The organism is Streptomyces sp. NPDC001220 (genome assembly GCF_053597895.1).
In genome coordinates this window covers 609,739-628,685 of record NZ_JBSFJE010000002.1, presented here as the reverse complement: position 1 = coordinate 628,685, position 18,947 = coordinate 609,739, and the positions used below count along the sequence as shown (strand labels likewise).

Below are 18,947 nucleotides of genomic sequence, written 5' to 3'. Positions count from 1 at the left end.
CTCGCCATCATTCGGCAGGCGCGGCACGGCCGCTCGAAAAGTTGGGCCAACTGTGGGTTACTGCGACAAAGCGGTTCGGATCAGGGAGAAGGAACATGGCCAGCAAGGCTGAGAAGATCGTCGCCGGCCTCGGCGGAATCGAGAACATCGACGAGATCGAAGGCTGCATCACCCGCCTGCGCACCGAGGTGCACGACGCCTCGAAGGTCGACGACGCCGCCCTGAAGGCCGCCGGCGCCCACGGCGTCGTCAAGATGGGCACCGCCATCCAGGTCGTCATCGGCACCGACGCCGACCCGATCGCCGCGGAGATCGAAGACATGATGTGAGCCTCCCGGCTCGTGCGAAGGGGCTTCTCCCGCCTCGGGACAAGCCCCTTCCGCCGCTCCGGATAGGCTCATGGCCATGTCTCGAATCGACGGCCGCACCCCCGAACAACTCCGCCCGGTCACCATCGAACGCGGCTGGAGCAAGCACGCCGAGGGCTCCGTCCTCGTCTCCTTCGGCGACACCAAGGTCTTCTGCACCGCCTCCGTCACCGAAGGCGTCCCCCGCTGGCGCAAGGGCAGCGGCGAGGGCTGGGTCACCGCGGAGTACTCCATGCTCCCCCGCGCCACCAACACCCGGGGCGACCGCGAGTCCGTCAAGGGCAAGATCGGCGGCCGCACCCACGAGATCTCCCGCCTCATCGGCCGCTCCCTGCGCGCGGTCATCGACTACAAGGCCCTCGGCGAGAACACCGTCGTCCTCGACTGCGACGTCCTCCAGGCCGACGGCGGCACCCGCACCGCCGCGATCACCGGCGCCTACGTGGCCCTGGCCGACGCCGTCACCTGGGCGAAGGAGCGCAAGCTCGTCAAGGCCGGCCGCCAGCCCCTGACCGGCACGGTCTCCGCCGTCTCCGTCGGCATCGTCGGCAAGGTCCCCCTCCTCGACCTCTGCTACGAGGAGGACGTCAGGGCCGAGACCGACATGAACGTCGTCTGCACCGGCGACGGCCGCTTCGTCGAGGTCCAGGGCACCGCCGAGGCCGAACCCTTCGCCCGCGACGAACTCAACGCCCTCCTCGACCTCGCCGTCGCCGGCTGCAACGACCTCGCCGCGATCCAGCGGGCCGCACTCGAAGCCACCCTCCCCGCAAAGTAAAGGGAACCCAAAATGCCGAGGTACGGCGGGGCAACCAGGGCGGGCGGCTCCGCGTCCCCATAGGTACGGGCGCACGGCGTGAAAACCGTGCGCTCGGCCAGTCGTACCCAACGGGAGGGGAACACCGTCATGGCCGCCAGCCGACGCAGAGGCCGTCACCGAGGCCGCAGCACCGCCATCGCCGCCGCAGCCGCGACCGCCGCACTCGCCGCCGCGCTGCTCACCGGCTGCGACGCCGTGAACAAGGCCCTGGACTGCGTCCAGACCGCCGACTCCATCGCCGACAGCGTCACCGACCTCCAGCAGGCCGTGGAGAACGCCGCGAACGACCCCACCCAGGCCGACGCCTCCCTCGACTCGATCCAGAACAACCTGAAGAAGATCGGCGACAAGACCGACGACGCCGACGTCAACAAAGCGGTCGACGACCTCGACAAGGCCGTGGACAACGTCCGCACGTCCATCAGGAACGGCGACTCGACCCCCGACGTCACCCCGGTCACCGACGCGGCCGGCGAACTGACCAAGGTCTGCACGCCGTAACCGCCGGGCCCGGGGCTTGGGATACTTCCTGCCATGACGACCCGCCTGATCCTCGCCACCCGCAACGCCGGAAAAATCACCGAACTCCGCGCCATCCTCGCCGAGGCGGGGCTGCCCCACGAACTGGTGGGCGCCGACGCGTACCCCGACATCCCCGACGTCAAGGAGACGGGCGTCACCTTCGCCGAGAACGCGCTCCTCAAGGCCCACGCCCTGGCTCAGGCGACGGGCCTTCCTGCGGTCGCCGACGACTCCGGCCTCTGCGTCGACGTCCTCAACGGAGCCCCCGGCATCTTCTCCGCCCGCTGGGCCGGCCGCCACGGCGACGACAAGGCCAACCTGGACCTCCTCCTCGCCCAGCTCTCGGACATCGCCGACGAGCACCGCGCCGCGCACTTCGCCTGCGCGGCGGCACTGGCGCTGCCGGACGGCACGGAACGCGTGGTCGAGGGCCAGCTGCGAGGCACCCTCCGCCACACCCCGTCCGGCACGAACGGCTTCGGCTACGACCCGATCCTCCAGCCGGAGGGCGAGACCCGCACCTGCGCGGAACTGACCCCGGACGAGAAGAACACGATCAGCCACCGGGGTAAGGCGTTCCGCGGGCTGGTGCCGGTGGTGCGGGAGCTGTTGGGCTGACGCAGGGCGGAGGGGCCGACCTGACGGACGGCCCCTCCCTGTGGGTGCGGCCGGTGGGACTCGAACCCACACGGGATTTCTCCCACGGGCACCTAAAACCCGCGCGTATCGCCTATTTCGCCACGACCGCCCCAAAACGGACATTCTCTAGAGCTGCCGTTTTGCTTCGCCCAGTGTACGGGGCTACGCCTTTCGACGTGCGCCTCCTCGGCACCAGGTGGCCGTGACCGCATGGCAGTTCGGGCACAGCAACCGCAGGTTGTCCCGTCGGTTGTCGCGCCAGTCTCCGTTGATGTGATCGACTTCCAGCGTCATGGGCTTTGCGAACCATTCGGGGCCTGTGCCGCACTCGGCGCACTCCTCCGGCACGCCGACTTCCAGAAGGGCCCGACGGAGCAGGTGGGTTCTGGTCCGGCGGATGCCGTCATGTTGGACCAGGATGTCCTCGGCGTTCCTGAGCGGTGTGGTGCCCGGCCCGCCGCGTTGATGTGCCTGCCCCAGGAAGTGCGAGGTGTCGATATCGACCTCGGCCACCCAAAGATGGAGCTGAGCGCGCAGCCTCCTGTTGTAGGGCTCCATCCCCAGGGCGCGGAGCGTCTCGGCGATGGAGGTCGCTCCTTCGACCGCTTGGCGCAGTGCGTCGGGGGCCGGTTTGGCAGGTGGTGTCTTCGCTCGCCTCTGACGGGGCATGTGCGCGACGTCGATCCCGAAGTGGTCGAAGCGTCGAAAGAGATGGCGGCGCAGTTGGCCATATGGCCGGGTGCCGAAGAAGGCGATGACCTCGTCGATGTCGGAACACTGCGCGGCTGCTTCGGCCAGCTGCTCTCTGGTGTACCGCACGCCGCTGCTCATGAAGCCCTGCCTTTGCCACGCCCCCGATAACTGTCCGTCGTCGAATGGCAGTTGGGGCACAGCAACCGCAGGTTGTCGATGCGGTTGTCGTGCCAGTTGCCGTCGATGTGGTCGACCTCCAGGGGGAGTGGGTGTCCTCGCCAGGCAGCGTCCGTGCCGCACAAGGCGCAGCGCTCCGGCACCCCCGTCGCCGTCATCGCCCACTTGAGTCGGTCGCTCGGAATGCGTCGGGCGCGATCCTCCGATTGTTCGACGAGCAAGCCCTCTGGGGTTCGCGGACGCCACGGCTTGCCCCGCTGTGTCGGCACCTGGAAATGCGACGTGTCGATCCCGTACGCCTTGATCCGGCGGCTGATGTGCGTGTGATGCCCGCCCACCACCTCCAGCCCCAGCCGGCGCAGCACCTCGCACATGTTCGTTGAGGCTGCCGCCGCCTCCTCCAGCACCTCCCGTGTCCACTTCACCCCCTCCCTCTCGAAGTGCGAGACATCCACTCCCAGCTTCTTCATCCGCCCGAGCACGTACCGCCGCGTCGAACTCCCCGGATCCACCCCCAACCGCCGCAACGCCTCCGACAACGTCCGCGCCCCTCGAGCCGCCTCCTCCAGCCGCTCCCTGGTGTACGCACTCGCTCCCATCGAGCCCCCTCCGATCCGGCCGCGCATTCGCAGCTCGTACGGAGTAACGAACCGGTTATCGGACAGTCACGCTCGGAGAAGGGAAACGGCCCGCGCCGGTCGCTCCCGGGGCGGGCCGTCGGTGGCAGGTGAGGGGGTCAGATGCCGAGGTCCTTGATGATCTTGGCTACGTGGCCGGTGGCCCGGACGTTGTAGAGGGCTCGTTCGACCTTGCCCTGCTCGTCCACGATGACCGTGGAGCGGATGACGCCCAGGTAGGTCTTGCCGTAGTTCATCTTCTCGCCGTACGCGCCGTAGGCGTCCAGGACCTTCTTGTCGGGGTCGGCGACGAGGGTGACCCTGAGGTTCTCCTTGTCGCGGAACTTGCCGAGTTTCTCCGGCTGGTCGGGGGAGACGCCGATGACGTCGTAGCCCGCGCCGGCCAGCAGGTCGAGGTTGTCCGTGAAGTCGCAGGCCTGCTTCGTGCAGCCAGGCGTCAGCGCGGCCGGGTAGAAGTAGACGATGACCTTGCGGCCCTTGTGGGCGGAGAGGGACACCTCGTTGCCGTCGGCGTCGGGGAGGGTGAAGTCGGGGGCTACGTCCCCGGGCTGGAGTCGCTCGCTCATCGGTCCAGCGTAACGGGGGGTCCTGACAGTGCGCGGGCGGCGAGAACTGACAGACTGTCCAGGACAGGGAGCACGGGAGACTTCGGAGGGCCCCACGGTGGCGGACACGTCGGACACCAGAACCCCGGCGCAGATCGAGGCGGACATCAAGCGGCGCCGCGATGTGCTGGCCGAGACGCTGGACGAGATCGGGGTGCGGGTGCACCCGAAGACCATCGTCGGCGATGCGAAGGCCAAGGTCGCGGCCAATGTCGATCACACGCTCGGGCGGGCCTACGTCCAGGTCAACCGGGTGGTGAGCGATGTGCGGGCCCAGTTCGTGGACGAGGAGGGCGCGCCGCGCCTGGAGCGGGTCGTGCCGGTCGCCCTCGTGGCCGTGGGCGTGGTCGGGCTGCTCGTGTTCGGTAGCCGGCGGCGTAGGAGCTGAGCGGAAACAGGTAGGTTCAAGGGCGTGAGCGCCAACAGAAACGACACCCATCACGACAAGCTGCCCATCCGCATGCTGCACGACCGGGTGCTGGTCAAGCAGGACACCGGCGAGGGTGAGCGGCGGTCGGGTGGTGGGATTCTCATTCCCGCGACGGCGGCCGTCGGGCGCCGGCTGGCCTGGGCCGAGGTGGTCGCGGTCGGGCAGAACGTGCGGACCGTGGAGCCGGGTGACCGGGTGCTGTACGACCCGGAGGACCGTGCCGAGGTCGAGGTGCGCGGGGTGGCCTATGTGCTGATGCGTGAGCGTGATCTGCACGCGGTGGCCGCCGACCGGTTCGAGGGCTCGGAGGACTCGACCGGCCTGTATCTGTGATTCAGTGACCGAAAGGGGCCTGGTGACTGCGGTCACCAGGCCCCTTTGTCGTGCCTTTGCTATTTTCGAAGGAGCCAGCCCGACGAGACGCGCCGTACCGGGACCGTGAAGGCAAAGACGACGCACCCCGTTCAGCGAAACGTCTCGGAGGTGCCTGTCATGGCCTGGGTTCTGCTTGTCGTCGCCGGTCTGCTGGAGGTCGGCTGGTCGGTGGGGATGAAGTACACCGACGGCTTCACCCGGCTCGTCCCCAGCCTGTTCACCGGCGGCGGGATCGTCGCCAGCATGCTGCTGCTCTCCTACGCCGCCCGGACCCTGCCCATCGGCACCGCGTACGGCGTCTGGGTGGGGATCGGGGCGGCCGGGGCGGCGGTGTTCGGGATGCTGGTGCTGGGGGAGCCGGCCACCGCCGCGCGGATCTTCTTCGTGTGCCTGCTGCTGGTCGCCGTGGTGGGACTCAAGGCGACCAGCGGTCATTGACCGGGCGGGGCGCCGGGCGGCTACTGGAATCCGAAGCCGCCGCCGTCGTCGCCCGCTGTCGTTCCGGTCGTGGTGCCGCCGTCGGTGGTCCCGTTCGTCGTACCGGTACTGGTGCCGTCGGTGGTGGTGCCGGTGGACGTGCCGGCGTCGGTGCCGGAGGTCGTCGTACCGGCGTCCGTGCCGGAGGTCGTCGTGCCGGACGTGGTGGAGCCGTCGGTGGTGGAGCCGTCCGTGGTGCCCCCGTCGGTGGTGCCCGCGGTGGTGGAGCCGTCCGTGGTCCCGCCGTTGTCCTGGCCGCCGCCGGTGGCGCCGCCGTTGTCCTGGTTCCCGCCGGTGGTGCCGCCGTTGTCCTGGCCGCCGGTGCCCGGGGTGGCCGGGTTCTGGGTGGCCGGGGCGACGGTCTCGGCGCCGGGCTGGAGGTCGAGGTCGAAGGCGGAGGCCACGACGCCCTTGAGGGCGGCCTTGGTGTACTGCGCCCAGATCTCGGTCGGGGCCCCGCCGCCGTTGATGCGTTGCAGGCCGAGCGCGCCGTAGAGCGACTTGTGGGCGGCCGTGACCGGGTCCTGGCCCATCACGGAGACGACGGTGGCGAGGTCGGGGGTGTAGCCCGCGAACCAGGCGGCGGTGTCCTCCTCGGCGGTGCCGGTCTTGCCGGCCGCGGGCCGGCCCGCGGCCTGGGCGGCGGTGGCGGTGCCGTTGTCGACCACGCTCTGCAGGATCGAGGTGGTGGTGTCGGCGGCCTGTCGGCTGACGGCCTGCTTGGTCGTCGACCGCGGCAGCTTGATCTCCTGCGTGCCGTCCTTGGTGACCTTCTCGACCATCGTGTACGCGCCGTGCTTGCCGTGGTTGGCGAGGGTGGCGTACGCCTCCGCCATGTCCAGGACGCTGGCGGTGGCGGTGCCGAGGGCGATGGACGGGTACGGCTGGAGGTCCTTGGTGTCGGAGGGGATGCCCAGGCCGACGGCGGTCTGCTTGACCTTGGACGGGCCGACGTCGACGGCCATCTGTGCGTACACCGCGTTCACCGACAGGTCGGTGGCCTTGCGGACGGTGATCTGGCCGTAGGACTTCTCGTCCTCGTTCTCCGGCGCGTAGGTGCCGCCGGGCCAGCCCTGGACGGCGCGCTTGTTGGTGCCGTCGTAGTAGGTGTTCGGGGTGATGGTCTGGCCGGACTGGGTGGTGGAGGCGTTGTCGACGGCGGAGGCGAAGACGAACGGCTTGAAGGTGGAGCCGACCTGGAAGTCACCGCGGGTCGCGCCGTTGGTGTACTGCTTCACGTAGTCGATGCCGCCGTACATGGCGACGACCTTGCCGGTCTTCGGGTCGACCGAGGCGCCGCCGGCGCGCACGTAGTTGTCGGCCTTGTTGTTCTTCTTGTCCAGCTGGGAGATCAGCTTGTCGTCGACCGCCTTCACGAAGGCGTTCTGCTTGTTCTTCTCGATGGTGGTGGTGATGCGGTAGCCGCCGGCCTCCAGGGAGTCGGCGTCGACGATCTTGTTCTTGATCAGGTAGCTCTTGACGGCCTCGACGAGGTAGCCGCGCTGCCCGGACATGCCGGTGGAGGCGGTCTGCTCCTTGGGCATCGGGAACTTCATGCCGGCCCGCTTCGACTCGCTGAGCCAGCCCTTCTTGACCATGCCGTCCAGGACGTAGTTCCAGCGGGCGACGGCCGCGGGCTTGTTCTCGGGGTGGGCGACGACGTCGTACTCGCTGGGCGCGTTGACGAGGGCCGCGAGGTAGGCGGCGCGGGCCGGGTCGAGGTCGGTGGCGTCCTTGCCGTAGTAGGCCTGGGCGGCGGCCTGGATGCCGTAGGCGTTGCGGCCGAAGTAGCTGGTGTTGAGGTAGCCCTCGAGGATCTCGTCCTTGGACTCGGAGCGGTCCAGCTTGATCGAGATGAAGAACTCCTTCACCTTTCGGGTGACGGTCTGCTCCTGTGCGAGGTAGTAGTTCTTCACGTACTGCTGGGTGATCGTCGAGCCGGACTGGGTGCCCTTGCCGGTCGCGGTGTTCCAGGCGGCCCGCAGCATCGCCTTGGGGTCGACGGCGGACTCGGTGTAGAAGTCGCGGTCCTCGGCGGCGAGCACGGCGTGCTGGGCGTCCTTGGAGACCTGGGCGAGGGTCACGTTCTCCCGGTTGACCTCGCCGTCGCGGGCCAGCTGGGAGCCGTCGGCGTACAGGTAGACGTTGGACTGCTTGGTGGCGAACGCGTTGGCCGTCGGGATCTTCACCATCGAGTAGCCGAGGAAGAACAGGCCGATCAGCAGGAGTATCCCGATCACGAAGGTGCCGAGCAGCATGCGCCAGGTGGGGACGATCCGCCGCCATCCGGTCCGCTTGGGCCGCTTCATCTTCTTCTCGCCCCCCTTCGTCTCCTGGACCGCCGTCGGCGGTTCTGTCGGGCCTTCGCCGCTCTGGTTCGGCTGCTGCGGCTGCGGCTCGTCGCTCATGGTGTGCGCGGACTCCTGTGGTGCGGTGCGTCGTACGTGCCGGCGGGCCGGTACGTCTTCGGCGCTAACGGCGCCTTCGTTACGGGAGGCTACTCATGCCTCCTTTGATGAAGACTGTCCCATCCGTCGATCAGTTCCCTGACCACGGCACGCATCGGGGTCGCCGAAACGTGTCGGGTGCGGGGGACGGGCGCCGTGCGGGCGAACTGGTAGGCGTGGTCACGGAGTTCGACTCCGGATCTGGGGTCTGTGAGCTCGGGCACTGTCCTTTCGGGGCCGGAAAACGGAAGGCGCGGCCACCTCGCCTGCGCATAGGCTGCTGCGCTTCGGGCCGACGGGCTGAGGAGGGCTGTGGCGTGGGTGCGGGACGGTTGTACCTCGCCGTGGCGGCGGGTGGTTTCCGACGGTATGCGACGTATCGGGCGGCCACCGCCGCCGGGGTGTTCACCAACACCGCCTTCGGGATCATTCTCGTGTACACGTACCTGGCGCTGTGGGACGAGAAACCGCACCTCGGAGGCTATGACCAGGCGCAGGCGGTCACCTATGTGTGGCTCGGGCAGTGCCTGTACGCGACGCTCGCCATCCAGGGCGGAGGCGTGGAGAAAGACCTGATGGAGCGTATCCGTACGGGTGAGATCGCGATCGATCTGTACCGTCCGGCCGACCTCCAGCTGTGGTGGCTGGCGACGGACGTGGGCCGGTCGCTGTTCCAGATGCTGGGCCGCGGGGTGATCCCCTTCGCCTTCGGCGCGCTGTTCTTCCCGATGGCCCTGCCGACGGACGTGGCGACCTGGGCGGCCTTCGCCGTCGCCCTGTTCCTGGCCATGGTCGTCAGCTTCGGCATCCGCTACCTGGCCGCGCTGAGCGTGTTCTGGCTGCTGGACGGCATGGGCGTCAACCAGGCCCTGATGGTCCTGGGGATCTTCTGCTCGGGCATGACCCTGCCGCTGAACGTCTTCCCGGGCGCTCTGGGCGACGTCGTACGGACCCTGCCGTGGGCGGCGCAGCTCCAGATGCCGGCGGACGTCCTGCTGGGGGAGACCGCTCCGCTGGGCGCGTACGCCTTCCAGGCGGCGTGGGCGGTGGCGCTGCTGACCGCGGGACGGCTGGTCCAGACGGCGGCGACCCGGCGGGTGGTGGTGCAGGGTGGCTGAGCGGGTCCTGGAAAGCACCGCCGGGCCGCGGGCGTCCCGGTCCGTGGAGGGGGTGCGGGCGTACCGGCTGATCGCCGGGATGTGGATCCGCTCCTCCCTGACCTACCGCGCGTCCTTCTTCCTCACGCTGTTCGGCAACCTGACGGTGACCGGCCTGGACTTCGCCACCATCCTGCTGATGTTCACGCAGGTCGACCGGCTCGGCGGCTGGACCATGCCCGAGGTGGCCTTCCTGTACGGCCTGTCCACGACCGCGTTCGGCTTCGCCGACCTGGTCTTCGGCTCGATGGACGTGCTGGGCACCCGGATCCGGGACGGCTCCTTCGACACCCTGCTGGTGCGGCCGGCTCCGGTGCTCGCCCAGCTCGGCGCGGACCACTTCGCGCTGCGCCGTCTCGGCCGGGTCGTGCAGGGCGGGCTGGTGCTGGGGTACGCGCTGTCCGCCGTGGACGTCGAGTGGACGGCGGCGAAGGTGCTGCTGGTGCCGGTGACCGTGATCAGCGGCGCGGTGATCTTCTGCGCGCTGTTCCTGGCGGGCGCGACCTTCCAGTTCCTGGCGCAGGACGCGGCCGAGGTGCAGAACGCGTTCACCTACGGCGGTACGACGCTGCTGCAGTACCCGCCGACGGTGTTCGGGCGGGACTTCGTGCGCGGGGTGACCTTCCTGCTGCCGCTGGCCTTCGTCAACTGGGTGCCGGCCGCGTATGTGCTGGGGCGGCCGTATCCGCTGCGGCTCCCGGAGTGGACGGCGTGGTCTCCGCCGCTGGTGGCGGCGGTGTGCTGCGTGCTGGCGGGCCTGGCGTGGCGGGCGGGGCTCAGGTCGTATCGGAGCACGGGGAGTTGAACGGAGCGCGGGGAGTTGACGGTGTTCATTGAAGTGGACCGGGTGGAGAAGGTCTTCGAGGTCCGGCGCAAGACCGGCTTCCTGAAGCGGGAACGCCGGCAGGTACGGGCGGTGGACGCGCTCTCCTTCACGGTGGAGCGCGGCGAGATGGTCGGCTACATCGGCCCGAACGGTGCCGGGAAGTCGACGACGATCAAGATGCTGACGGGGATCCTGACGCCGAGCGGCGGCCGGCTGCGGGTGGCGGGCATCGACCCGTCGCGCGAGCGCACGAAACTGGCCCACCGCATCGGTGTCGTCTTCGGTCAGCGCACCACGCTGTGGTGGGACCTTCCGCTGATCGACTCCTACCGGCTGATGCACCGCATGTACCGCATCCCCGACGCGCGGTACCGGGAGAACCTGGACCGGCTGGTCGAACTCCTCTCCCTGGAGAGCCTGTTGGACGTTCCGGTACGGCAGCTCTCGCTCGGCCAGCGGATGCGCGGCGACATCGTGGCGGCGCTGCTGCACGACCCGGAGGTGCTGTACCTGGACGAGCCGACGATCGGCCTGGACGTCATCTCCAAGGCCAAGGTCCGCGAGTTCCTGCGGGAGCTGAACACCGAGCGCGGCACCACGGTCCTGCTGACCACCCACGACCTCCAGGACATCGAGCAGTTGTGCTCGCGGGTGATGGTCATCGACCACGGGCGGCTGGTGTACGACGGTCCGCTCGACGGTCTGCACGAGGCGGGGGAGAGCGAACGGACCCTGGTGGTGGACCTGGAGCGGGAGCTGCCGCCGGTCGAGACGGGCGGGGCGGCGCGGGTGGTGAAGGTGGAGGGACCACGGCAGTGGCTGGCGTTCCCGGCGTCGGAGTCGGCGGCGCCGCTGGTGGCGCGGATCGCGGCGGAGTATCCCTTGGTGGACCTCTCCGTCCGGGAACCGGACATCGAGACGGTGATCGCGAAGATGCTGGGTTCCCTGGAGGCGCCGGGGACCTCCCTCGGGGCGCACGACGCCGTAGTGCCGGGCGACCGGAACTCGTAGTCTGCACTCATGACCGACGATGCCCCGGAGCTGCGTGCCTCCGACGCCGATCGCGAACGAGTCGCCGAGGTCCTCAGGGACGCCCTCGCGGAGGGGCGGCTCGACATGGAGGAGTTCGAGGAGCGGCTGGAGGCGACGTACAAGGCCCGTACGTACGGTGAGCTGACGCCGATCACGAGGGACCTCCCCGCGGTGGCCGGTTCGCCGTCGGTGTCACTCACCAAGCCGCCCGTGGACAGCGGCGGTTGGGGAGGCCGGATAGTCGGCGGCGAGGGCTCGTCCTCCTGGGCGGTGGCCGTGATGTCCGGCTTCCAGCGCAAGGGCCGCTGGACGGCACCCAGACGCTTCAACAGCCTCGTCTTCTGGGGCGGTGGCGAGATCGACCTGCGCGAGGCGAACTTCGCGGACCGCGAGATCGAGATCAACTGCGTCGCGATCATGGGCGGGATGAACGTGATCGTGCCGCCGGGTGTCGAGGTCGTGATGCGCGGCATCGGCATCATGGGCGGCTTCGACCACCGCGAGGAGGGCACCGCGCCGGACCCGGCCGCCCCGCGGGTGATCGTGACCGGCTTCGCCTTCTGGGGCGGCGTCCAGGTGGAACACAAGGTCACCAGGGCGGAACGGCAACGCCTCAAGGAAGAACGCCGCCAGGAGAAACTGGACCGCAAAACCTCCCGCCACGAGCTGCGCGAGGAACGCCGACAAGAACGAAGCCGACGAAGGCACGGCGACTACTGAACCTGTCAACCGGGGCGCATGCACCCGACCCAGGGGCGCGGGGCTGTGTCATCTGCGGCTCCGCCGCGTGGGCGCGAACGGCCCCCACCGGCCCGCGGCGAACCACCGGCAGGTCCGGCACCGCCGGACACCGCCGTCGCGGCTGATCGCCGTCGCGGCGGGATGATAGGCGGGGCGCTTCCTCACAGTTCCGTCGAGCCGCCGCCTCTCAGGTCGGTCAGGGCGAACGTGTCGGCCATCTTCGCGAACCCGCTGTCGTTCGGGTGGAGATGGTCGCCGGAGTCGTAGTAGGGGCGCAGACGGTTCGGCGCGTAGGGGTCCCGCAGCGCCTTGTCGAAGTCGGTCACCGCGTCGTACACCCGCCCCGCCCGGATCCGCTCGTTGATCTCCTGGCGAACCGTTTCCCTCGCCGGCGACCAGCCACGGTGGCCCTGGAAGGGCATCAGCGTCGCCCCCACCACCTTGAGCCCGCGCGCATGCGCCGCCCGGACCAGCCCGCGCAGCCCGGCGACGACCGCGTCGGGGTCGGCCGGCAGGCGGTTGCGCAGGATGTCGTTGATCCCGAGATCGATGACGACGACCTTGACGTTCGGACGGGACAGCACGTCACGGGCGAAGCGCCCGACACCGCTCTGGTTCTCCGCCGGCCGCCCGAGCCCGTCCGTGAGGACCTGGTTGCCGCTGATCCCCTCGTTGACCACGCTGTAGCGCGGGACGTCGTCACCCCCGGCCACGGCCCGCCGCAGCCGCCCCGCGAGCACGTCCGGCCAGCGCCGGTTCGCCCCCGGCGTCGAGGTGATCCCGTCGGTCAGCGAGTCCCCGAACATCACCACCGTGCCCACGGAGTCGTCGCTGAGCACGTCCAGCGCGGTGAGATACCGCCAGTACGGCGTCTGCCCGGTGTACGCGGACGCGCCCGCGTCCTGCGTACGGTCGCCGTCCGCGACGTACGACACCTGACGGGCCCGCGGGTGGTAGGTCACCGGCCCCGACGGCGTCGGGGAGTACGTCGTGACCAGCACGTCCGCGCCCCGCGGCACCCGGATCGCCACCGGGTCGCCGACCACCTGCCCGCCCGCCGGCACGACGACGGACGAGGAGCCGCCGAAGGTGAGCCGCCGCATCGTCCCGGCGTCGGCCGCCGCCGTGTCGTGGCCGGCCGCGAGGGCGATCGAGGCGTGGCCGATGGTGAGCGCCGACTGGCCGTACAGGTTGGAGAGCGTGATCCGGGCGCTGGTACCGGCCGCGGTCGTGTGCACGACGTTGCGCACCGACCGGCCCGCCAGCCCCTCCGTCTCGGTGCCCGGTTCGCCGCCGACCGGGGAGGCCGACCAGGCGCCGACCCAGTTGCCGGCCGATGCGGGCGCCGCCGAGGCGCCGTGGTGGCGGCCCCCGCCGCCCGTGACGGTGGCGCTCCGGGACGAGCCGTCGGCGGCGACGCCGGCGTAGAGGGCGGCGGACAGGGCCACGATCAGCGCGACGACCGCGCTGAGCAGGGCGTAACCGTGGTGACGCCGGGTCATGCGTGTTCAGTTCTCCTCGGACGACGGGCAGGCCGCTGACGGGCGGCCTGCCGGAGTTTTCCGAAGAGACAGACGGTGGGAACTCCTGTTCCGTTCCAGGAGTAGGTCAGGAAGGGACAATATGTGCGGGATCACCATGAGGGTGAGACCGGCTGCGAACGGGTGGAGCAGATGGAGGAACGTACGGAATCGCCGGACACCGACGGCCGCGCGCCCGGTCGGGCGGACGGCCAAGGGGACGGCCTCGGGGACGGCCGGGCGGGGAGCACCGCGTCCGGCACCCCGTCCTACAAGTCCATGAACGCCTTCACGCCCGCCGACGAGGAGCGCCAGCGCGGCGTACGGCGCATGAAGACCACGGCGACCGGCCTGCTGCTGCTCGTCGCCCTGGTGTACGTGCTGGCCAAGTGGGCGTCCGGCGCGGGCGCCGGCTCGTGGGCGGACTACGTGGCCGCGGCGGCCGAGGCGGGCATGGTCGGCGCGCTCGCCGACTGGTTCGCGGTGACCGCCCTGTTCCGGCACCCGCTCGGCCTGCCCATCCCGCACACCGCGATCATCCCGACGAAGAAGGACCAGCTGGGCGTCTCGCTGGGCGAGTTCGTCGGCGAGAACTTCCTCTCCCAGGACGTCGTACGGCAGCGGCTGCACGCCGTCGGCATCGCCGGCCGGCTCGGCGCGTGGCTGGCGGAGCCGAAGAACGCCGACCGGGTGACGGCGGAGCTGGCGACCGCCCTGCGCGGCGCCCTGACCGTGCTGCGCGACTCCGACGTGCAGGCCGTGGTCGGCGAGGCCATCACCCGGCGGGCCGACGCCCAGGAGATCGCCCCCGGCATCGGCAAGATGCTGGACCGGGTCGTCGCCGACGGCGGTCACCGGCGGGTCGTGGACCTGGTCGTCAGCCGGGCGTACGACTGGCTGGTGCAGCACGGGGACTCGGTGATGGACGCCGTGCAGGGCGGGGCACCGGGCTGGACGCCCCGGTTCGTGGACCGGCGGGTCGGCGAGCGTGTCTACAAGGAACTGCTGCGCTTCTGCGCCGAGATGCGGGACATGCCCTCGCACCCGGCGCGCGGCGCCCTCGACCGTTTCCTCTCCGACTTCGCGAACGACCTCCAGTCCGACACCGACACCCGGGCCCGGGTCGAGCGGCTCAAGGGCGAGGTCCTGGGCCGGGGCGAGGTGCAGGACCTGATCGCGTCCGCCTGGACGGCCGTACGGTCCATGATCGTCTCGGCGGCCGAGGACGAACGCAGCGAGCTGCGGCTGCGCGTCCGCGCCTCCCTGATCTCCCTGGGGGCCCGGATGGCCGGCGAGCCCAAGGTCCAGGACAAGGTCGACAGCTGGGTCGAGGGCGCGGCCGTGCACGTCGTGTCGACCTACCGCAAGGAGATCACCTCCCTGATCACCGACACCGTGGCGGGCTGGGACGCCGAGCACACCACCCGGAAGATCGAGGCGCACATCGGCCGCGACCTGCAGTTCATCCGGATCAATGGCACGGTGGTGGGGTCGCTGGCCGGAGTGCTGATCTTCACTGTGTCGCGGGCGCTGGGCGCGTAGGGCGCATCGATCGCCCGGAGCGGGGCACTCGGCCGGGGGTTTCGGTTCTCTCGCCGGCCGAGGAGGCGCGGATGGCTACGGGTGCGGACGTGGGCGTGGACGGGGTGGGCGGCGGCCAAGGCCGCGGCCGGACGATCACCTCCCGGATCCCGGCCCGCCTGGACCGTCTGCCCTGGTCCCGCTGGCACTGGACGATCGTCATCGGCCTGGGCACGGTCTGGATCCTGGACGGGCTCGAGGTCACGGTCGTGGGCAACATCGCGAGCCGCCTGTCGGAGCCGGGCAGCGGGCTCGCGATCTCGTCGTCCCAGGTCACCGGGACGGCGGCGGCGCTGTACGTGGCCGGCGCCTGCGTCGGAGCCCTCTTCTGGGGCCGCCTGACCGACCGCCACGGCCGCAAGAAGCTCTTCATGATCACCCTGGTGGTCTATCTCGCCGCCACCGCCCTGACCTCGCTCTCCTTCGCGCCCTGGTGGTTCTTCATCTTCCGGTTCCTGACCGGCTTCGGCATCGGCGGCGAGTACGCGGCGATCAACTCCGCGATCGACGAACTGATCCCGGCGTACTACCGGGGCCGCGTCGACCTGATCATCAACGGCAGCTTCTGGGTGGGCGCGGTCGGCGGTTCGCTGCTCTCGATCGTCGCGCTGAACACGGACTTCCTGGCGAAGGACGTGGGCTGGCGCCTGACCTTCGCACTGGGGGTGGTCCTGGGCCTGGTCATCCTGCTGGTACGACGCAACGTCCCGGAGAGCCCGCGCTGGCTGCTGATCCACGGCAGGGAACGGGAGGCGGAGGAGATCGTCTCCTCGATCGAGCAGCAGGTGGAGGCCGAGAAGGGCGAGCCGCTGCCCGAACCGGCGGGCGAGCTGGTGATCCACCAGCGCGCCGGCGTCAGCTTCCGCGAGATCGCCCGTACGGTCTTCCACGACTACCGGCGCCGGGCCGTCCTCGGCTTCTCCCTCTTCGTCGGCCAGGCGTTCCTCTACAACGCGATCACCTTCGGCTTCGGCGCGATCCTCACCAAGTTCTTCGACGTGCCGACGGGCGACACGGGTTACTACTTCGTGGTCATCGCGGTCGGCAACTTCCTGGGCCCCCTGCTGCTGGGCAAGCTCTTCGACACGGTGGGCAGGCGGGTGATGATCTCGTCGACGTACCTGCTCTCGGGGGTGCTGCTGTTCCTGACGGCGTGGCTGTTCGACCGGGGCGTGCTGACCGCGGGGACGCTGACGGCGTGCTGGTGCGCGGTGCTGTTCTTCGCGTCGGCGGGAGCGTCCAGCGCGTATCTGACGGTGTCCGAGATCTTCCCGATGGAGACGAGGGCGATGTCGATCGCGTTCTTCTACGCGGTGGGCACGGCGGCGGGCGGCATCAGCGGCCCGCTCCTGTTCGCCGACCTGACGGGGACGGGCAAGGTGGCCGACACCGTCCTGGCCTTCCAGATCGGCGCGGGCCTGATGTGCGCGGCGGGGCTGGTGGCGGTGGTGTGCGCGGTGAAGGCGGAGCGCCGGTCGCTGGAGGACATCGCCACCCCGCTGACGGCGGCGCCGCCGGGCGGGGCGGCGAAGGCCTCCGCGTAGTGGCGGCGGCAGCGGCTTGGGCCGCCCGGTGACCCGGCTGCGCCGCGCAAGGCGCGCGACCGGTGACCCGGCTGCGCCGCGCAAGGCGCGCGACCGGTGACCGGGCTGCGCCGCGCAAGGCGCGCGCCCGGTGACCCGGCGGCACGGCCCAGGGCGCGCGCCCGGTGACCCGGCGGCGCGGCCCAGGGGCGCTCAGCGGCCCAGTGACACCGCCGCCGCCAGGAAGGCGGCGCCCCCGCACACGGCCAGGGCCCAGCCCGCACAGCGCGCCCGCAGCCCGCGGTACCGCCGCTCGTACTCGCCCCGCAGGGAGACACACCGGGCGGCGATCCGTTCGAGGTCCTGCCGGGCGCGCTTGAGACTGTCCTCGACGTAGTGGCGTTCGACCTCGTCACGCTGGGACGTGGTCAGCCAGTCCAGGTGCCCGGTGAACTCCCGGGCCCGCTGTTCGGCCTCCGCGATCCTGGCCTGCCACAGCAGGTAACCCTCCACCTCGTCGGCGAGGTCTCCGTCGGTTCCCCGCTGCGGCCTGCCGCCCACCCGGTGTCCCGCGTCGGTCATGAGTGGACGCCGTGGGCCGCGGCCTCGGCCAGGGCGATGTCGGGGTGGTGCAGGTCGAACGCCGGGGACTCGCTGCGGATCCGCGGCAGGGTGACGAAGTTGTGCCGCGGCGGCGGGCAGGAGGTCGCCCACTCCAGCGAACGGCCGTAGCCCCACGGGTCGTCGACGCCGACCGGCTCGCCGTACCTGGCCGTCTTCCACACGTTGTAGAGGAACGGCACCATCGACAGGCCGAGCAGGAAGGAGCTGATCGACGAGATCGTGTTCAGCGTGGTGAAGCCGTCGGCCGCCAGGTAGTCGGCGTACCGGCGCGGCATGCCCTCGGCGCCCAGCCAGTGCTGGACCAGGAAGGTGCCGTGGAAGCCGATGAACAGCGTCCAGAAGGTGATCTTGCCGAGCCGTTCGTCGAGCATCTTGCCCGTCATCTTCGGCCACCAGAAGTGGAAGCCGGAGAACATCGCGAAGACGACCGTACCGAAGACCACGTAGTGGAAGTGGGCCACCACGAAGTACGAGTCGGAGACGTGGAAGTCCAGCGGCGGCGAGGCCAGGATGACCCCGGTCAGACCGCCGAACAGGAACGTCACTAGGAAGCCCGTCGCCCACAGCATCGGTGTCTCGAACGACACCGAGCCCTGCCACATGGTGCCGATCCAGTTGAAGAACTTCACCCCGGTCGGTACCGCGATCAGGAAGGTCATGAAAGCGAAGAAGGGGAGCAGGACACCGCCGGTGACGTACATGTGGTGCGCCCAGACGGTGATCGACAGGCCGGCGATCGAGATGGTGGCCGCGACCAGACCCATGTAGCCGAAGACCGGCTTGCGGGAGAAGACCGGGAAGACCTCGGTCACGATGCCGAAGAACGGCAGCGCGATGATGTACACCTCCGGGTGGCCGAAGAACCAGAAGAGGTTCTGCCACAGGAGCGCGCCGCCGTTCGCCGCGTCGAAGACGTGGGCGCCGAACTTCCGATCCGCCTCCAGCGCGAACAGCGCCGCGGCGAGGACCGGGAAGGCGAAGAGGACCAGGACGGCGGTCAGCAGCACGTTCCAGGTGAAGATCGGCATGCGGAACATGGTCATGCCGGGCGCGCGCATGCAGATGATCGTGGTGATGAAGTTGACCGCGCCGAGGATGGTGCCGAAGCCGGAGAAGGCCAGACCCATGATCCACATGTCGGAGCCGAGGCCCGGCGAGCGGATCGCGTCCGACAGCGGGGTGTAGGCGAACCAGCCGAAGTCGGCCGCGCCCTGCGGGGTGATGAAACCGCCGACCGCGATGGACGAGCCGAACAGGTAGAGCCAGTAGGCGAACATGTTCAGCCGCGGGAAGGCGACGTCCGGCGCCCCGATCTGCAGCGGCATGATCCAGTTCGTGAAGCCCGCGAACAGGGGTGTCGCGAACATCAGCAGCATGATCGTGCCGTGCATCGTGAACGCCTGGTTGTACTGCTCGTTCGAGATGATCTGCAGACCGGGGCGAGCGAGTTCGGCGCGCATGAGCAGCGCCATCACACCGCCGATCAGGAAGAACGCGAACGACGTGATCAGGTACAGCGTGCCGATCGTCTTGTGGTCGGTGGTGGTGAGCCACTTGATGACCACGTTGCCGGGCTGCCGGCCTCGCAGGGGCACCTCGCTGTCGTAATGCGGGACGGCCGAGTGCTCGGGGTCGTTGAGAACGGTCACCTGTGTGTGTCTCCAGACGCTCGCGGTTCACCCGCACCATGGCTGACTCTCCGGCCATCCTGGCCGCTCGGAGCGGGGAGAGGAGCCCCGAGCCGCCCGCCGT

20 protein-coding genes, 1 tRNA gene and 1 riboswitch are annotated in these 18,947 nt (G+C 69.9%); of the genes, 13 read left to right on the top strand and 8 right to left on the bottom strand.

The features are described from left to right. The first annotated feature begins 95 nt into the window (after positions 1-95). The 4 genes from ACWDGI_RS07400 to rdgB all read left to right on the top strand — a co-directional run bounded on the left by ACWDGI_RS07400 (position 96) and on the right by rdgB (position 2,328). Positions 96-329 (top strand): glucose PTS transporter subunit EIIB, encoded by a 234-nt coding sequence (locus tag ACWDGI_RS07400; RefSeq protein WP_234544142.1) that lies wholly within the window; start codon positions 96-98, stop codon positions 327-329. Between the two features lie 76 nt (positions 330-405). Continuing rightward, positions 406-1,146, top strand: coding sequence for a ribonuclease PH (gene rph, locus ACWDGI_RS07395; RefSeq protein WP_450756261.1), 741 nt, complete (start codon positions 406-408; stop codon positions 1,144-1,146). 129 nt (positions 1,147-1,275) lie between these two features. Continuing rightward, entirely contained in the window at positions 1,276-1,689 is a 414-nt protein-coding gene (locus ACWDGI_RS07390) for a hypothetical protein (RefSeq protein WP_450756259.1), read from the top strand. A 33-nt stretch (positions 1,690-1,722) separates the two neighbouring features. Then, the gene (rdgB, locus tag ACWDGI_RS07385) at positions 1,723-2,328 is read left to right on the top strand and encodes an RdgB/HAM1 family non-canonical purine NTP pyrophosphatase (protein ID WP_450756257.1); all 606 of its coding nucleotides are present in this window, start codon (positions 1,723-1,725) and stop codon (positions 2,326-2,328) included. 45 nt (positions 2,329-2,373) lie between these two features. Here the strand turns inward: rdgB and ACWDGI_RS07380 are convergent. The 4 genes from ACWDGI_RS07380 to bcp form a co-directional block, all read right to left on the bottom strand. Then, positions 2,374-2,458 (bottom strand) — tRNA-Leu (locus ACWDGI_RS07380). 53 nt (positions 2,459-2,511) lie between these two features. After that, positions 2,512-3,180, bottom strand: a complete 669-nt coding sequence (locus ACWDGI_RS07375; protein WP_450756255.1) for an HNH endonuclease signature motif containing protein — start codon at positions 3,178-3,180, stop codon at positions 2,512-2,514. Next, on the bottom strand, positions 3,177-3,818 hold the full coding sequence (locus tag ACWDGI_RS07370; RefSeq protein WP_450756253.1) for an HNH endonuclease signature motif containing protein: 642 nt from the start codon (positions 3,816-3,818) through the stop codon (positions 3,177-3,179). Before ACWDGI_RS07370 ends, ACWDGI_RS07375 begins: the two co-directional genes overlap by 4 nt. A gap of 137 nt (positions 3,819-3,955) precedes the next feature. After that, a complete protein-coding gene (gene bcp, locus ACWDGI_RS07365; RefSeq protein WP_450756251.1) occupies positions 3,956-4,423 on the bottom strand; it encodes a thioredoxin-dependent thiol peroxidase in 468 nt (155 codons plus the stop codon). A 97-nt stretch (positions 4,424-4,520) separates the two neighbouring features. Here bcp and ACWDGI_RS07360 point away from each other — a divergent pair, with 97 nt between their 5' ends. The 3 genes from ACWDGI_RS07360 to ACWDGI_RS07350 all read left to right on the top strand — a co-directional run bounded on the left by ACWDGI_RS07360 (position 4,521) and on the right by ACWDGI_RS07350 (position 5,705). Continuing rightward, positions 4,521-4,850, top strand: coding sequence for a DUF3618 domain-containing protein (locus ACWDGI_RS07360; protein ID WP_450756249.1), 330 nt, complete (start codon positions 4,521-4,523; stop codon positions 4,848-4,850). Positions 4,851-4,922: 72 nt separating this feature from the next. Then, positions 4,923-5,225, top strand: a complete 303-nt coding sequence (locus ACWDGI_RS07355) for a GroES family chaperonin (protein WP_076089203.1) — start codon at positions 4,923-4,925, stop codon at positions 5,223-5,225. Between the two features lie 53 nt (positions 5,226-5,278). Continuing rightward, positions 5,279-5,352: riboswitch (guanidine-III (ykkC-III) riboswitch) on the top strand. A gap of 32 nt (positions 5,353-5,384) precedes the next feature. Beyond that, positions 5,385-5,705, top strand: a complete 321-nt coding sequence (locus ACWDGI_RS07350) for a DMT family transporter (protein WP_450756247.1) — start codon at positions 5,385-5,387, stop codon at positions 5,703-5,705. 20 nt (positions 5,706-5,725) lie between these two features. On the opposite strand, the gene ACWDGI_RS07345 is transcribed toward ACWDGI_RS07350, so the two are convergent. After that, the gene (locus ACWDGI_RS07345) at positions 5,726-8,152 is read right to left on the bottom strand and encodes a transglycosylase domain-containing protein (protein ID WP_450756245.1); all 2,427 of its coding nucleotides are present in this window, start codon (positions 8,150-8,152) and stop codon (positions 5,726-5,728) included. A gap of 356 nt (positions 8,153-8,508) precedes the next feature. Between ACWDGI_RS07345 and ACWDGI_RS07340 the strand changes: the two genes are divergently transcribed. The 4 genes from ACWDGI_RS07340 to ACWDGI_RS07325 all read left to right on the top strand — a co-directional run bounded on the left by ACWDGI_RS07340 (position 8,509) and on the right by ACWDGI_RS07325 (position 11,926). Beyond that, on the top strand, positions 8,509-9,309 hold the full coding sequence (locus ACWDGI_RS07340) for an ABC transporter permease (RefSeq protein WP_450756243.1): 801 nt from the start codon (positions 8,509-8,511) through the stop codon (positions 9,307-9,309). Between the two features lie 79 nt (positions 9,310-9,388). After that, complete coding sequence (locus tag ACWDGI_RS07335) at positions 9,389-10,153, top strand: ABC transporter permease (protein ID WP_450756523.1); 765 nt, start codon at positions 9,389-9,391, stop codon at positions 10,151-10,153. A 15-nt stretch (positions 10,154-10,168) separates the two neighbouring features. Continuing rightward, positions 10,169-11,185 carry an ABC transporter ATP-binding protein gene (locus ACWDGI_RS07330; RefSeq protein WP_450756241.1) on the top strand — a complete coding sequence of 339 codons (1,017 nt, stop codon included), beginning with the start codon at positions 10,169-10,171 and terminating at the stop codon, positions 11,183-11,185. A gap of 9 nt (positions 11,186-11,194) precedes the next feature. Continuing rightward, entirely contained in the window at positions 11,195-11,926 is a 732-nt protein-coding gene (locus ACWDGI_RS07325; RefSeq protein ID WP_450756239.1) for a DUF1707 SHOCT-like domain-containing protein, read from the top strand. Positions 11,927-12,108: 182 nt separating this feature from the next. On the opposite strand, the gene ACWDGI_RS07320 is transcribed toward ACWDGI_RS07325, so the two are convergent. Beyond that, positions 12,109-13,449, bottom strand: a complete 1,341-nt coding sequence (locus ACWDGI_RS07320; RefSeq protein ID WP_450756237.1) for an SGNH/GDSL hydrolase family protein — start codon at positions 13,447-13,449, stop codon at positions 12,109-12,111. Between the two features lie 297 nt (positions 13,450-13,746). Here ACWDGI_RS07320 and ACWDGI_RS07315 point away from each other — a divergent pair, with 297 nt between their 5' ends. Then, on the top strand, positions 13,747-15,009 hold the full coding sequence (locus ACWDGI_RS07315; protein WP_450756521.1) for a DUF445 domain-containing protein: 1,263 nt from the start codon (positions 13,747-13,749) through the stop codon (positions 15,007-15,009). 71 nt (positions 15,010-15,080) lie between these two features. Continuing rightward, positions 15,081-16,592: an MFS transporter gene (locus ACWDGI_RS07310; protein ID WP_450756235.1), complete on the top strand. Its 1,512-nt coding sequence runs from the start codon at positions 15,081-15,083 to the stop codon at positions 16,590-16,592. Between the two features lie 192 nt (positions 16,593-16,784). Here the strand turns inward: ACWDGI_RS07310 and ACWDGI_RS07305 are convergent, their stop codons facing one another. Next, positions 16,785-17,153: a cytochrome C oxidase subunit I gene (locus ACWDGI_RS07305; protein ID WP_450756233.1), complete on the bottom strand. Its 369-nt coding sequence runs from the start codon at positions 17,151-17,153 to the stop codon at positions 16,785-16,787. Next, positions 17,150-18,844, bottom strand: coding sequence for an aa3-type cytochrome oxidase subunit I (gene ctaD / locus ACWDGI_RS07300; RefSeq protein WP_450756231.1), 1,695 nt, complete (start codon positions 18,842-18,844; stop codon positions 17,150-17,152). The genes ACWDGI_RS07305 and ctaD overlap by 4 nt, the downstream gene beginning before the upstream one ends. Between the last annotated feature and the right edge of the window lie 103 nt (positions 18,845-18,947).

Excerpts from the sequence above, each read along its gene's own strand:
- ACWDGI_RS07400 (WP_234544142.1), top strand. The coding sequence starts at position 96 with ATGGCCAGCAAGGCTGAGAAGATCGTCGCCGGCCTCGGCGGAATCGAG.
- rph (WP_450756261.1), top strand. The coding sequence starts at position 406 with ATGTCTCGAATCGACGGCCGCACCCCCGAACAACTCCGCCCGGTCACC.
- ACWDGI_RS07390 (WP_450756259.1), top strand. The coding sequence starts at position 1,276 with ATGGCCGCCAGCCGACGCAGAGGCCGTCACCGAGGCCGCAGCACCGCC.
- rdgB (WP_450756257.1), top strand. The coding sequence starts at position 1,723 with ATGACGACCCGCCTGATCCTCGCCACCCGCAACGCCGGAAAAATCACC.
- ACWDGI_RS07375 (WP_450756255.1), bottom strand. The coding sequence starts at position 3,180 with ATGAGCAGCGGCGTGCGGTACACCAGAGAGCAGCTGGCCGAAGCAGCC.
- ACWDGI_RS07370 (WP_450756253.1), bottom strand. The coding sequence starts at position 3,818 with ATGGGAGCGAGTGCGTACACCAGGGAGCGGCTGGAGGAGGCGGCTCGA.
- bcp (WP_450756251.1), bottom strand. The coding sequence starts at position 4,423 with ATGAGCGAGCGACTCCAGCCCGGGGACGTAGCCCCCGACTTCACCCTC.
- ACWDGI_RS07355 (WP_076089203.1), top strand. The coding sequence starts at position 4,923 with ATGCTGCACGACCGGGTGCTGGTCAAGCAGGACACCGGCGAGGGTGAG.
- ACWDGI_RS07350 (WP_450756247.1), top strand. The coding sequence starts at position 5,385 with ATGGCCTGGGTTCTGCTTGTCGTCGCCGGTCTGCTGGAGGTCGGCTGG.
- ACWDGI_RS07345 (WP_450756245.1), bottom strand. The coding sequence starts at position 8,152 with ATGAGCGACGAGCCGCAGCCGCAGCAGCCGAACCAGAGCGGCGAAGGC.
- ACWDGI_RS07335 (WP_450756523.1), top strand. The coding sequence starts at position 9,389 with ATGTGGATCCGCTCCTCCCTGACCTACCGCGCGTCCTTCTTCCTCACG.
- ACWDGI_RS07325 (WP_450756239.1), top strand. The coding sequence starts at position 11,195 with ATGACCGACGATGCCCCGGAGCTGCGTGCCTCCGACGCCGATCGCGAA.
- ACWDGI_RS07320 (WP_450756237.1), bottom strand. The coding sequence starts at position 13,449 with ATGACCCGGCGTCACCACGGTTACGCCCTGCTCAGCGCGGTCGTCGCG.
- ACWDGI_RS07315 (WP_450756521.1), top strand. The coding sequence starts at position 13,747 with ATGAACGCCTTCACGCCCGCCGACGAGGAGCGCCAGCGCGGCGTACGG.
- ACWDGI_RS07310 (WP_450756235.1), top strand. The coding sequence starts at position 15,081 with ATGGCTACGGGTGCGGACGTGGGCGTGGACGGGGTGGGCGGCGGCCAA.
- ACWDGI_RS07305 (WP_450756233.1), bottom strand. The coding sequence starts at position 17,153 with ATGACCGACGCGGGACACCGGGTGGGCGGCAGGCCGCAGCGGGGAACC.